The organism is Flavobacterium sp. FlaQc-57, from assembly GCF_044007395.1.
Classification (GTDB): domain Bacteria; phylum Bacteroidota; class Bacteroidia; order Flavobacteriales; family Flavobacteriaceae; genus Flavobacterium.
Map to the genome: position 1 here is coordinate 1373514 of NZ_JBIPDA010000001.1, position 14956 is coordinate 1388469.

8 protein-coding genes are annotated in these 14956 nt (G+C 34.6%); all 8 read right to left on the bottom strand.

Annotated elements, in window-relative coordinates; all coding sequences use genetic code 11:
• Positions 1-158 precede the first annotated feature (158 nt).
• The 8 genes from ACHRVZ_RS05860 to ACHRVZ_RS05895 all read right to left on the bottom strand — a co-directional run bounded on the left by ACHRVZ_RS05860 (position 159) and on the right by ACHRVZ_RS05895 (position 14954).
• Entirely contained in the window at positions 159-1787 is a 1629-nt protein-coding gene (locus tag ACHRVZ_RS05860; protein ID WP_395421255.1) for a DUF5597 domain-containing protein, read from the bottom strand.
• 138 nt (positions 1788-1925) lie between these two features.
• Positions 1926-4130 (bottom strand): endo-1,4-beta-xylanase, encoded by a 2205-nt coding sequence (locus tag ACHRVZ_RS05865; RefSeq protein ID WP_395421256.1) that lies wholly within the window; start codon positions 4128-4130, stop codon positions 1926-1928.
• A 12-nt stretch (positions 4131-4142) separates the two neighbouring features.
• Positions 4143-5510: a glycan-binding surface protein gene (locus ACHRVZ_RS05870; protein WP_395421257.1), complete on the bottom strand. Its 1368-nt coding sequence runs from the start codon at positions 5508-5510 to the stop codon at positions 4143-4145.
• A 36-nt stretch (positions 5511-5546) separates the two neighbouring features.
• A complete protein-coding gene (locus ACHRVZ_RS05875; RefSeq protein ID WP_395421258.1) occupies positions 5547-7178 on the bottom strand; it encodes a RagB/SusD family nutrient uptake outer membrane protein in 1632 nt (543 codons plus the stop codon).
• A gap of 12 nt (positions 7179-7190) precedes the next feature.
• A complete protein-coding gene (locus ACHRVZ_RS05880) occupies positions 7191-10355 on the bottom strand; it encodes a SusC/RagA family TonB-linked outer membrane protein (RefSeq protein WP_395421260.1) in 3165 nt (1054 codons plus the stop codon).
• 603 nt (positions 10356-10958) lie between these two features.
• Positions 10959-11615 (bottom strand): fructose-6-phosphate aldolase, encoded by a 657-nt coding sequence (gene fsa, locus ACHRVZ_RS05885; protein WP_395421261.1) that lies wholly within the window; start codon positions 11613-11615, stop codon positions 10959-10961.
• 521 nt (positions 11616-12136) lie between these two features.
• The gene (gene xylA / locus ACHRVZ_RS05890; protein WP_395421262.1) at positions 12137-13462 is read right to left on the bottom strand and encodes a xylose isomerase; all 1326 of its coding nucleotides are present in this window, start codon (positions 13460-13462) and stop codon (positions 12137-12139) included.
• A gap of 4 nt (positions 13463-13466) precedes the next feature.
• The gene (locus ACHRVZ_RS05895) at positions 13467-14954 is read right to left on the bottom strand and encodes a xylulokinase (protein WP_395421263.1); all 1488 of its coding nucleotides are present in this window, start codon (positions 14952-14954) and stop codon (positions 13467-13469) included.
• Positions 14955-14956 lie beyond the last annotated feature (2 nt).

Below are 14956 nucleotides of genomic sequence, written 5' to 3' on the forward strand. Positions count from 1 at the left end.
TATATCTATCCCTGTTTTTTTCTCGTAGATTTGGCAGATTAAGCAGATTCCTTTTTCTTCAATAAAATATAATTCGTGTTCATTCGCGTAATTCGTGGCGAACAAAAAATCATACCTAACAGGTTTTATCCTGAGGCTTCGGGACTGTTAGAATAGCCCTATTCATAAATATATAATTTTACTTTTTGAATTTCGTAATCGCCTACTGAAATTCTAATATGTCTGCCCTGATGAGTTTGATCTCCATTAAAATGTCGGATGGTTTTCCAAACTCCGTTTTCAAAATTTCCCTGATCGGTTTTTAAAATTCCAACATTAAGATTGGTGTTTTTTATAGGTTTAAAAGTGACTACAATTCCAGAGCCGGCAATGTAAAATTCATCTGTTCCTATTTGAATAATAATCGCACTTGACATTGGCCAAACTTCTTCTTTTGCGCCGTCTGACCAATTTAAGGTGTAATCGTGTTTAAAGGTAAATTCGTAATTGCCTAATTGAATTATTTGCAATTGATTTTCTTTGTCTAACAAAACTCCATCAATTTTACCCTGACCTTTATTAGCTTCAATAACAGGCGTAAGTTGTTTTACTACATCATAAATTTTACCCAGCGGCTCTTTTTTAGCATCAGAGACTGATTCTATAGAAAAAGGCGAAAAACCAATTGCCTCATAATGCCCAATCGCATATAAACCTTTGAATGGTGCACTGGCATCAAAACGATGTTCCGGTATAAATAACGGATCTCCCTGACGTGTAAACAAGTCATTCCAATGTTTAAATAATGGATTGTAAAAATCCGGAGAAAGAAAATCTATTGAAGTTCCTGCTGCTTTCCAAATATCCATTACATGTGGTAACGGGCCCGCACTTGGATATTCTCCCGGTTTTTTCTCGGCTGCGTTTAAGGCTGCGTTTACAAACATTGGTATTGCATAATTGTCTTTTCCTGCTTTAGCTACTTTATTGGTAAATTTTGCAAAATACCACGCCATAAAAATTTCATCGGTAGCCAATCCTTTTCCGAAAATTTGTTCCCAATTTCCTGAAGTTTTAAAACCGTTTTTTTTCCATATTTCTAAAAACTCAGGAACTAATTGTTCTTTATTTTTCTGCAAATATTTTAGTAATTCCTGTGGCACTTCTTTTTTGAAAGCAGTATTTGCTAACGGGTGATAATCTCTGGCGGTTGGCAGCATTCCAATTTCATTTTCGACCTGAACCATAATGACGGTTTGCTCTTTTTGATCAAAATCTTTTATGTGCAACATCAATTTTTGAAATGCATTTAAATCGGCTTGCAGATTATCTTCGCTAAAAGGGCATAATATTTCATGACTTTTACCTTTATCGTCTTTTACTCTTGGATATTTTTTCTGGTTTAATTTTACCCATTCCGGTGCATGACTTGACATACTGTTTTTCCAGGATCCAAACCAAAGAAATACCAGTTTTAGTTTTTCTTTTCTTGCTTTCAGAATTAAATCATCCACTAAAGAAAAATCAAATTTACCTTCTTCCGCTTCTATTAATTCCCAATAAATAGGCGTTAAAACGGTATTCAGATTCATATCGGTCAACTTTGACCAAATAGGCTCCATACTTTCCATACTTGTTGCCGAAGAGTTTCCTAATTCGCCGCCAAGTATTATAAAAGGTTTTCCGTTGACTATTAATTGTGTTTTGTTTCCTTTTTTCTGAAGGCTTGGTATTTTTTCCTGCGAATATCCAAACTGTGCAACCAGTAATAGCAGTAAAAGAAATGTGTTCTTTCGAAAATCAAACATTCTTAATTATTTTAATATTAAAAATCCGTTTTACTCTTTGCAAAGCATTAAATGAGATTGCAAAAGTTAAGAAAATAAATAATCCATAGTACAAATCTATTTCTAGATTCCTACTACGGATTTATTTGTGGGTAAAAATTATTTTTTTACTAATTCTCCTGAAAAGTCTTTACTTACATCTTTTCCTGCAAGACCATCTGCTGTTCCTTTATAAGCATGCTTACGAACATAGTTGGCATCCCAAAGGTTTGGAGATTCGTCAGGAAGCCAAAATTCATGCTCTTTTACACTATCCGAAACACCCCAAATTGTAATCCCGTATTGTTGTGCTGCCGGAATGTATTTTTTATAAGTATCTACAACATATTGATACATATCAGCCTGAGCAGCTTGTTGCGCTACTGTTGGCGTTTTTGTTCCCAATCTCACATCTAATTCAGAAATTTTAATCAATTTTCCTGATGCTGCCAGTTTTTGAAACATCTGAGCAATTTTATCTTTATCTGTGGTTAAACCAATATGCATCTGAGTTCCAATTCCGTCAACTTTAGCACCTTGACTTTCGATATAAGCTACGTAATTGATTATTCCGTCGCATTTATCTAATCTGGACTCTAAATTATAATCATTAATAAACAATTTATCAGTTGTATTTCCGTACTGACGAGCCAATTTAAAGGCTGTTACCGCGTAATCTTTTCCTAAGTATTTTATCCAAGAAAAATAATCTGTTGCTGTATCGCCTTCTGTACCATTTCTCAATGTTCCGTCTTCTTTCATTGGCTCATTTACAACATCCCAAGCAAAAACGCTGGTTTTGTAATGTGTCATCATTTTAGAAATCCAGTCTTCCATTGCAATGCCGATCAATTTTGTTTTTTCAGCATCGGTTTTGTCTATAGTAATTGGCGCTGTTGCTCCTCCTCCGGCCACTGCGCCAGAAGTTACTACTACATTGTCAATATAATATGTTCCTGCAGTTCCTCCTAAATCGAAGTTCAAACCAGTTTCAGTACCATTTCCGGTAAACTTCCATTCAACCAATTTCCATGTTGTCGATGTAGCCTGATCTCCTTGATAGTGAGCTGTTGTTCCTGTTGTTGAACATCTTACAGAACCAGTTGCATCAGATTTAATCATATACGAAATTGTATAATCTTTTCCAGATGTCATCGTCGAAGTGAAAAGAGCATTAATTTGTGTTTTCCATTGATTTGCAGCATCAGAAACTGCATTTACAACTTTCATCGCGCCAGCTCCTTCGTAAGCATTTGCTGAAGTTGCAGCACTTAATGCATCTGTTGCTCCGTTAGCTTTTGTCCAGCCAGTAATTCCTGAATTAAAAGTTCCGTTTGAAACTAAATTTACAACGCCTGTAGCTGCATCAAGATCGACAACGGCTATTGTGTTTACATCGATTAAATAGGTAACATTTGGAAGATATCCTAAATCTAAATTAAACTGAAAAGTTGTGCTTCCTGCTTTAAAATCTCCAGGAGCCAGTTTAATTTTAACTTGTTGCCATGCTGATGTTGTAGCAAAAGCTTCGGTAAAACTACCTCCGGTATTATACCAATCTTTGTATGGATATTGATTTGTCAATGTCGAACCAAAAGAAAGACGTCCTTTTCCTGCTACATCTGATTTAATGTAAAAAGAAATTTCATAATTATGTCCCGTTACAATTGGTACATTTGGCGATGTTAATTGTAAACTATAAGGTTGTGCTGATGTTGCACTTGAAGCCAATTGAATTGCTTTTGTGGCGCTTGCTAATCCTGTATTATCGATTACAGTGATTCCTTTTCCTGGATTATTTCTTGCCCAGTTGGTAAAGGCTCCGCTTTTTAAACCTGCTACATCCAATATGTTAGTTCCGCTAGAACCTGGAATTACAGTTGGAGCAATAAGACCGTTTAAATAACTTGCATTTTGGTTGGAATGCCAAACTAAAGTATGTCCAAAAACTTTTAGTCCTGCTTTTTTTGTTTCTGCTATAAAAGCATCAATAGTTGCAAAATTTATTTCGCCTTTGGCATTTACCATTGCGCCATGTTTCATCGCATAACCCGGAGTAACCTCATCAAAGTTCTCGTTTACTATTTTTCTATACGCTGCATCGCTCATGTACAAATCAGCTCCAATTCCGTTTCCTAAAACAAAATTGGTGTAGTTTTTTAATGGCTCGTATCGGCTAATTTTTTCAACTAATTCTAACGGAAGCTCTGCTCCTGTTACTGCTCCATGATCAGGGTCTTTTCCCCATTCCATCAAATTATCATCGCAGGATGACAAAACCAATAGAGATGAAGCGATTAAAGGGAATATATATTTAAATTTCATTTTGATGTTTTTTTAGTTAGAAAAATCATTATAAACCGGTGTATTCAACGAAACTATTCTCCAATTATCTGTGTAAACTTTTACTGAAGTTGCTTTTGAAGGAAATTCTACTTCGCTTGCTGCTCCTGTAACATCTTTTAATTTGACATCAGAATTTTCGAAATACATACCAAAATTTTGATACGTTGCCGCTTCTCGATACGCCAATACAGCTTCGAATGTAAAGGCTTCTTTAGACCACGTGTATAATTTATTTAACGGAATTGTAACTGTTGTCCAGCTTGATGCTTGAAAAGCTACTGATTTCCCGTCAACAATCCATGGAACATAATTGTAACAAGCTCCTGTCCATTCTCCTCCGTTAAAATTATTGATTAAACAGATCTTCAAGAATCCTGAATCTTTCCATGCTTGTGGAACATAAATTTCAAATTGAAGCGCTACTTTATCCAGTGGTGTATTTGCTGGAATGTAAGGTGTTAGTTGTGCTCTCCAGTTATCAACTCCGTTTCCTGCTGTCCAAACTTCTGTGCAACGATTTTTAGCAGGATCAAAAGAAGCAATACGAGCCGGGCGATGCGGAACATATTTTCCTTGTGAAATATTTCCAACTCCAATTGTTGTTGATTCTAAATCTGCAGGTTGAATCATACTTGTACTTGTTCCCCAATATCCGTGTTGTCCTTGTCCGTCGAAATTTAGTAATAGTCCTTTTTTGAAATTGAAACAAGCTGGCGAATAAACTCCTCCGTTTGAACTCTCAACAAATAATGATCCTCCAATGTCTGAAACTCCGCTAGGCATTGTTACTGTAAAAAACTCACCATCAGGGTCAGAAGTGATTCCGGTTGTTACAGCAACATTTCCGGGAAAAACTACTTTTTTAACTTCAGTTAAACCAGAACCTACAACAAGAATTTTTTCTCCAACATTAGGCATCGTATTTGAAATCCCATTAATAACAGGTCGTCCTGATCGAATTTCAAAAGTAAAAGTGGTTTCGTTGCTATCGTTTACAAATCGAATGGTGTTTCGAACTGAAGGATCTGCTTCAATTGTAGGTGTATCTGAAGAAACACTGATTATCATTGAATTATCTGATACATAAACAACATTAAAATAAGTTGAATATCCGTTAATGAAGACTTTCTTTAAGCCTGTAAACCCTGAACCTTCAATACGTAACGTTTGTCCTAATCGGGCAAAATTTACTTCTCTGTCCGGAACTGATGAATTTACATCTTCTAAAAACACTTTACTGATTGTTATCGTTTTTCCACTAGAATCGTTATTATCACAAGCAGTAAATAGCATGCTAAAAACCATCATTCCAAGAAATGCGATGGGTGCCCAATACTTTTTATTTAAAATATATTTCATATTAATCTTTCTTTTAGATTTATTATTTTAATACTACTAGAATAAGTCTTTTATTCTTTCCTCAGTAAACTGATAAGGAACCGGATTCTCTCTCAATAAAGGATTCTGAACAAGTTCTGATTCAGGATAAGGCAAGGTAAAAATCGTTGCATCAATTACTCCAATAGCACGTGCACTGGTACTTTTTGAAGCATCTACAGAAACTGCATTTGTAGCAGAATCATACAAAATTGGCGTAATAACTCCTCTATTTTGAGCGGTTACATAGTTAATAACTTCTTGTTGTTTGTAGTAAGCTCTACGAATTAAATCGTACCAATATTGACCTTCCATACACAACTCTACTCTTCTTTCGTGAATAATATCTGCGTATGTTAATGTTGCTTTGGCTCCAAGTCCTGCACGTAAACGAAGTGCATTTATTGCTGTTATTGCACCGGCATCGGCAGTTGTAGCGTTATTTCCTAAAGCTGCTTCTGCATAATTTAAGTATACTTCGCCTAAACGTAACATATAGGTATTTAACCCTGAATTCATACGGGTGGTTTTAGGATTGTCTTTTGTTGATCCTACAACTCCTTTTTTTACTGTTAAGAAATCTTTACTGTGATCTACAGTATATCCTCCGTTTGATTTGTTGATTTCCGGATAAAAATCATCATCTCCCATCCAGGTTGCTTTACGGCGGGCATCTTTAGATTCGTACTCTTGTAAAACATTATATGAAGCTCTTGTCCAATATCCCCAAGCAGCATCGTCACCGGTTACATCAGATCCTATTGCAAAATAGGCTTGTTGCGTATTATTTACTCCATAATCCCCATTTGGAACCCATTGTAACGCAAACATAGATTCTGAATTGTTATTGTTATCAATTTTGAATAAATCTGCATAATTGTCCATCAATTTGTAAGGTCCGGCAGTGATTACTTTTTCGGCTGCTTTTTTTGCCAAATCAAGATATTCCTGATTTCTAGTTCCGCTGTTCGGATTGTCGCTAATTCCTGAATACGATAGATAAACACGTGATAACATTCCGAATGCACTGTATTTTGTCAAACGTCCTGATTGTCCAGCTGTTTCAGGAAGATATTTTGCTGCATATTCTAAATCGCGCATTGCAAATTCGTAAACATCTTTTAATGGATTTTTGTTTACAATTGGGTTTTTAACCAGTTCTCTTGGATCTGTAGAAATAATTACATCTCCCCAAAGTGACGCTAAATACCAATAGGCTGTTCCTCTCATAAATCTTGCCTCAGCAATGTATTTATTTTTAACAGTGGCGCTAACCTGACTATCTGTAATACCTATAATCACATTATTAGATTGTTGCACTACATTATATAATGATCCCCAAGCCGAAACTAACGGTCCTGTTAATCCGGTTTCTGTTAAATCTGTAAATGGATAAACATAGTCAGAATAAGGTGCATACAAATTATCTGAACGTCCGTCGCCTAAACCATAATAAAATTTATCATTAAAATCGAACCATACTTTATTGTAAAGTGGCCCTGTTGCTGCCTGAAAATCAGATTCAGATTTATAGAAATTCTCCTTTGTAATTCTATCTTGTGGTTCATTTTCTAAAAAATCACTACAACTTCCCCAAATAAATGGCAATGTGATCAAAAGAACTCTGTGAAATATATTTTTTGTTTTCATTGTTTGTACGATTTAGAAATTAACATTTAATCCAAGAGTTGTAATGATTGGTGACGGGTAGCGTCCATTATCAATGCCCGTTAAAAGAGCATTTTGATTAATAGATCCTACTTCAGGATCATAACCCTTGTACTTTGTGAATGTCAATACATTTTGCGCATTTGAATATACTTTGATGTTCGAAATTCCCCATTTAGCATATAAACTTTTAGGCAAATTATAAGCAATAGAAATGTTCTTAACTCTTACATAAGACCCATCTTCTACAAAACGATTGCTTAAACGAAAATTTGAAGCAGATGAAGCAGATGAAGCTCCAATTCTAGGCATATAAGGATCACCTCCAACAATTTGTACGTTTCTGTAATCATTTGGTCCATTTGGATCAATAAGATCTAGTTGCGCATATCCTAATGCTGATTTTAATAAATTGGTATTCTCACGAGGATTTTCTAACCAGCGTCTTTGGTAATTCATTACTTCGTTACCATAAGAACCTGTTAGCAAAATATTGATATCAAATCCTTTAAATGAGAATGAATTGTTAATACCGAAATTAAAATCAGGATTCGGATTTCCAATATAACCTAAATCTTTTTCGTTGATAATACCATCTTTATTTACATCTTCAAACATATAATCGCCAATCCAAACTCCGTTTTCTCCAATTACCATTCCTTCTGGTAAAGCGGTTGGTTTTACAGTTCCTTCTTTGTCTTTATAATAAAAATCAGTTGCTTTTTCAAAACGTCCAATTACTTTATACCCATAAAATTGTCCTATAGGCTGTCCAACTGCTGTTCTTGTCACAACAGTAACATCTGAACCTTGTTGAAGCGTTCTATCATAAACCCCCGATTCTGTATTAAGTGATAACACTTTATTTCTATTCATTGAGAAAATGAAACTCGATTTCCATGTAAAGTCATTTCTTTGCATATTAATCGTGTTTAGCGTAAACTCGATACCTTTATTTTCAAGAGATCCAATATTGTATGTTGGCGGTGCAGTAGAACCTTGCCCAGATGTTCCGGCATAAGCAGGAAGTGCTAAATCAAGCAATAATCCATCTGTTTTTTTGTAATAAACATCGGCAACAAGTTCGATTCTGTTTTTAAAAAGACCAAGATCAATACCAATGTTGCTCGATTTTGTTTTTTCCCATCCTAAATTAGGATTAGCAGTATTTGTCGCAATTTGTCCGCTTCCCCAATTGGTTGCAGATGTACCGTATACAGATGTATAAGCATAATCAGGAACACTTTGATTACCAACTACACCCCAGCCTAAGCGCAATTTCAAGTTGTTGATTGTTTCATTATTTTTCAAGAAATTCTCATTAGAAACTTTCCACGCTAAAGCTGCTGACGGAAACCAATCCCAACGATTGTCTTTGGCAAACTGAGACGAACCATCTCTTCTTAAAGTTGCGGTTAAAAGGTATTTGTCATCAAAAGAATAAAATACTCTTCCGAAATAAGAACTAAGCGATCTTGTAATACTTGCATTTGAGTTTCTTGCAGTTGTAGGATCACCCGCATTCAAATCTGTAGCTCCATTTGTGATATAACCGGAGCGATATCCGTATAAATTTTCCCAATGCTGTTCTTGCATTTCCTCTCCTAACATTGCATTAACAGTATGTTTTCCAAATGATTTATTATAAGTCAATAAATTATTCCAGATCCAGTTGTCACTTAAAGATTTTGTTCTGGTTCCTTCACGTACATCATTTACAAGTGCTCCAAATGTATAAGAAGGATTGAATGTGTAATTGTTTCCAAAATTATAATCGATTGAATATTGTGACTTAAATTTTAATGCTTTTGAAAAACTAATTTCAGCATAAGTATTTGCTCTCACTCCATAATTCTCACTGTGATTGTCTCTCATTAAAGCCAAACCAAGCGGATTGTTCTGAACGAATTCTGTTGTATCCGGCCCATCGAAAGTACCATCAGCATTACGTGCAGCAACATTAGGCGTTTGCTTAAGTGCTGTTAATATTAAAGCTCCGTCATTAAATGTTGTTACTTGCTCAGACTTATTTAAAGCCATATTTACTCCTACTTTTAAGAAGCTTTTTACCTGAGAATCGATCACTCCTCTAAGATTGAAACGATTAAATGAAGATCCAACAGCAATACCATCCTGATCTAAGTAACCAATTCCTAAAGCATACGTAGTATTATCCGTTCCGCCCGAAGCAGATAAATTGTAACTCTGCATCATGGCTGTTGTAAACAATTCATTTTGCCAGTTTGTTCCTTCGCCTAATAAATCTGGTCGTATAAAAGCATTGTCACGTTGTACAATTCCAAGATCTGCTCTGGTATTTTTAAGCGTTGCATACTCTCTTAAATTAAGAACTTGCAGTTGCTTTGGAATTTCCTGCCAACCTACGTAACTATCAAAACTTAAAGTTAGATCTCCTTTTTTTCCAGTTTTAGTAGTAATCATGATTACACCATTTGCAGCTCTTGATCCGTAGATAGCAGTTGCTGAGGCATCTTTTAAAACATCTACAGAAAGTACATCTGCAGGGTTAATACCTGCCAATGGATTCGAATTCATAGAACCCGTATTCCCATCAATTACAACACCATCAATTACATAAATAGGTTCATTACTTCCTGTAATAGAACTAATACCACGAATACGGACTGAAGAACTGGCACCTGGAGCACCATTATTTTGCTGAATGTTTACCCCTGCTGCACGACCTTGTAAAACCTGATCGATCGTAGTTGAAACAGATTGAGAAACGGCTGCACTATTAATAGATGAAACGGCTCCGGTTAAATCTCCTCTTTTCATTGTACCGTATCCAACTACTACAACCTCCTTCAAATTGTTTAAGTCTTCTTCAAGCAGTACATCAATTTTACTTTTATTGCTAACAGGTATTTCTTTTGCTTTGTAGCCTATAAAGCTATAGACCAAAATACCACTTGCCGGTGCTTTAATAGTATACGTTCCATCAAAATTTGAAACCGTATTAATGTTACTGCCTTTTACAATAATATTTACTCCCGGTATTGGTCCACTACTATCTGAAACTGTTCCTGAAACAGTTGTTTGAGCATTTACCGCAGCAGAAAATACTAACATGAAAATCAAGTAACCCAGATTTTTAAAGTATTTCGATTTGCTTTTAGTAATTAAAAAGTTAGTCATAAATAATTGGTTTAATTAGTTAATAGTATGGTTTAGTTAGTTTTTGTTTTTTTTAACTTATTTCGTTTTTTTTCTTTATTGAATAGTAACGATTTATAAGCCTTTATTGAAACAAATATATATAAAAAACAACAACACACAATCGGTTGCGTTAATTTTTTTTTCGAATTATTAAAAAATAGTCTCTAAAAAAAACATAATACCTATTTATTTTTGAAAAATATTAAAAATATGACAAAATAACCTTTCTGACTTACGAAAACGTTAGAGATATCAAATCATTTACTCAAATATCTTAAAAAAAACACAAAAAGAAGAAAACATATATTTTTTTAATTTTAAGCCATTTTAGTCCAAATTGATTTACAAAAATATCTTAAAAAAACTGATTAAAACATCAAATAAAGCAAAGAATAGAACCATTTACCCTCTTCAATAACAACATTTTAGCCCTAAACACGATAACTCTTTAAAAAAAGATCAAAACAGGCAATCGGTTGCACATAAAGCAAAAAAAAACTCCCTTCAAACAGAGCTGAAAGGAGTGTGTAATTTGTTACATAAAAATGTAACTAAAAATGCAGATTTTACAGATTCTAAATCTTATAATTTCATCTTTTTTGCATCTTCTATAAATTGATTCAAACCAATGTCTGTTAACGGATGTTTTAATAATCCTTTAATCGCAGAAAGTGGCCCTGTCATAACATCTGATCCTACTTTGGCACAATTTACAATATGCATTGTATGCCTGATTGAAGCCGAAAGTATTTGTGTTTGATAATCATAATTATCATAAATTTCTCTGATCTCTGCAATTAAATGCATTCCATCTGTCGAGATATCATCCAATCTTCCTAAAAATGGAGAAACATATGTAGCGCCCGCTTTTGCAGCCAACAATGCTTGTCCTGCAGAGAAAACCAAGGTAACATTTGTTCGTATTCCTTTAGACGAAAAATATTTGCAGGCTTTTACACCATCAGCAATCATAGGCAATTTTACTACGATTTGCGGATGCAAAGCTGCCAATTCTTCACCTTCTTTAATCATTCCTTCAAAATCGATCGAAATAACTTCTGCTGAAACATCTCCATCTACAATATTGCAAATGTCTAAATAGTGTTTTAAAATATTGTCTTTTCCGGTTATTCCTTCTTTTGCCATTAAAGACGGATTTGTAGTAACGCCATCCAGAACGCCTAAAGACTGAGCTTCTTTAATATCTTCTAAATTAGCAGTATCTATAAAAAATTTCATAGTTTATTGGTTTTTGGTTATTATTTGTCATTTCGACGAAGTAGACCCGAGCGATAACGAACAAGCGAAGCAAATCACATTAGAAACTCCATTCCTTAATTCATCAATATTTGTCGACTCCCGCATGCGATTTGTCCTTGTCGAAAGGACAAGATTGTGTATAATTATCTTTTTCAAAGTTTACAACTTTAAGAAAGATTATAGTAAATTTTAGTAAAAAAAATGTGCATTCCAACGTTCCTTAAAACCATTTAATAAAAGAATTAATCCACTAATATTTTATTAAACCGACTTTCATTCTTCAATCTTATATCAAGTCAACAAACAATAACTAAACCTTCAATCTGTTTCTCTCCAGGATACAAGTTAAAAAACTAATCGTCACCTTCATACACATTTTCTTTATTTTACATTCAAGAAATTATTCAATAATCGTTATTATGATACTATAATTATTTTTAACGTTTTATAGCTATCATATTGCTAAGTAGTATTGAATTTCTTTATTTTTATTGGAACTATTAAATATATTGATTGATAATATTTTCGAATAATTCTTGTTTTCCGCTTTGAAGATTTAATTCACCATTTTCATTTGCGATATTGTATAAATCTTTCAAGTTTAATTTTCCATCAGCAAAATCTTTTCCTTTTCCTGAATCGAATGAGCTGTATCTTTCTGTTCTTAATTTTTCGTAAGGAGATGAAGTAATAATTTTATCAGCAGTTAATAATGCTCTTGCAAAAGTATCTGCACCACCAATATGAGCAAGGAAAACATCTTCAAGATCTGTTGAATTTCTTCTGATTTTAGCATCGAAATTTACTCCTCCGCCTTGTAATCCACCTGCTTTTAAGAATACTAACATTGCTTCAGTAGTTTCCTGAATGTTGTTCGGGAATTGGTCTGTATCCCAACCATTTTGATAATCTCCTCTGTTAGCATCGATGCTTCCTAACATTCCAGCTTTTGCAGCTACTTCTAATTCATGCTGAAAAGTGTGTTGTGCCAATGTTGCATGATTTACCTCGATATTAATTTTGAAATCCTTATCTAAACCGTATTCTTTTAAGAATCCAATTGCTGTTGCCGAGTCAAAATCGTATTGATGTTTTGATGGCTCCATTGGTTTTGGCTCAATAAAGAAAGTTCCTTTAAAACCTTGTGATCTTGCATAATCTCTAGACATTGTTAAGAATTGCGCCATGTGGTCTAATTCTCTTCCCATATCTGTATTCAATAACGACATATAACCTTCACGTCCTCCCCAGAATACGTAGTTTTCTCCATCTAAAGCAATTGTTGCATCAAGCGCCAATTTTACTTGTCCTCCGGCTCTTGCTACTACATTAAAATCAGGATTTGTTGCTGCTCCATTCATGAATCTTGGATTAGAGAAACAGTTTGAAGTTCCCCAAAGCAATTTAATTCCAGAGGCTGCTTTTTTCTCTTTCAAGTATTCAGTGATTGTTGCTAAACGTCTTTCAGACTCAGCAAACGTTGGTCCTTCAGCAATTAAATCATAATCGTGAAAACAGAAATAATCAAATCCCATTTTACTGATAAATTCAAAAGCAGCATCTGCTTTATCTTTAGCTGCCTGAATTGGATCTGATGATTGATCCCAAGCAAAATTTTGTGTTCCCGGACCAAACGGATCACTTCCTTGTCCGCAGAATGTATGCCAATATGCGATAGCAAATCTAAAGTGCTCGCGCATCGTTTTTCCAGCTACAACTTGGTCTGGATTATAGTATTTAAATGCCAATGGATTATCAGATTCTTTTCCTTCAAATTTAATTTGACCAATACCTTTATAGTATTCTTTATTGCCTAAAACTATCATTTTTTTATTTTTTATGTGTTAATATAAATTCTAATTCTTGTTTCCATTTTTGATATGCCTTATCATAAGGCTCTTTGTTTTTGAGTGGTAAAAAAGTCATTACGTGATCATTTGTTGTAATACTTGACCCAAATTTATTGTAATCACCATCTTTTAAACCTACTGCTCTTGCCGCTCCAACAGCTCCTGTTGTGTTGTAAATTTCAATTTCATGACCTATTAATGTTGCCACTGTATTAGAGAATATCTCTGAGCGGAATAAATTATCATTCCCTGCTCTAATCACATTAATAGTGGCATTGTCATCTTTCAAACATTCCATTCCGTACACAAACGAAAAAGCAATTCCTTCTAAAGAAGCTCTAAACAAGTGTGCACTATTGTGAATATTAAGGTTCAGATTCAAAAAATGAGTTCCAATGGTTTTGTTATTAAACATACGTTCTGCACCATTTCCAAACGGAAGCACCACTACTCCATCCGATCCAATTGCAATTTTAGATGCTTTTCGGTTCATTGATTCGTAGGTTTCGTCACCCATATTATTTCGCAGCCAACGGTACTGAATTCCAGCTCCGTTAATGTTCAATAATTTTCCAATTCTTGGCGTTTCTAACTCATAATTAACATGAACAAAATTGTTTACTCTGTTTGTTTTATTTCCTGTAGACAGATCGCTTACGGCATAAAAAACTCCCGAAGTTCCACCAGTTGCTGCAACTTCACCAGGATTCAATACATTTAGTGATAATGCATTGTTAGGCTGATCTCCCGCTCTATATACCACAGGAATACCAACTGGTAATCCTGATTCTTTAGCACCTTTTTCGTTTAAAACTCCTTGATTTGTAAAATTCTCAACAATGTCTGGTGTCAATGATTGATCGATTCCATAATAATCCAACAACCAATTGGCCACTTTGTTTTCTTTGTAATCCCAAAGCATTCCTTCAGACAAACCGTTTTTTGTTGTTGTAATATCTCCCGTTAGTTTATACGCGATATAATCTCCCGGCAACATATATTTATACACCTGATTGTAAATTTCAGGTTCATTTTCTTTTACCCATTTTAGTTTCGAAGCAGTAAAATTTCCTGGAGAATTTAATAAATGCTCTCCACATTTTTCCTGCCCTAATTCAGCAAAAGCTTTGTCTCCAATTTCGACTGCTCTACTATCACACCAAATAATAGCGTTACGCAATGGGTTGCATGTTTTATCCACAATAACCAATCCGTGCATTTGGTACGAAATACCAACGCCCAAAATTTTAGATGCATCAATATTCGCTTCACGAATTGCTCTTTTGGTTGCTAAACAAATGTATTGCCACCAAATTTCAGGATCTTGTTCTGCCCAATCTGGGCGCAACGACACAATTTCCATTTCGTTTTGCGGTTCATGCAATACGATTATTTTTTTTCCGGTTTCGGCTTCAACCAAAGCAACTTTGACAGAAGAACTCCCAATATCATATCCTATATAATACATAA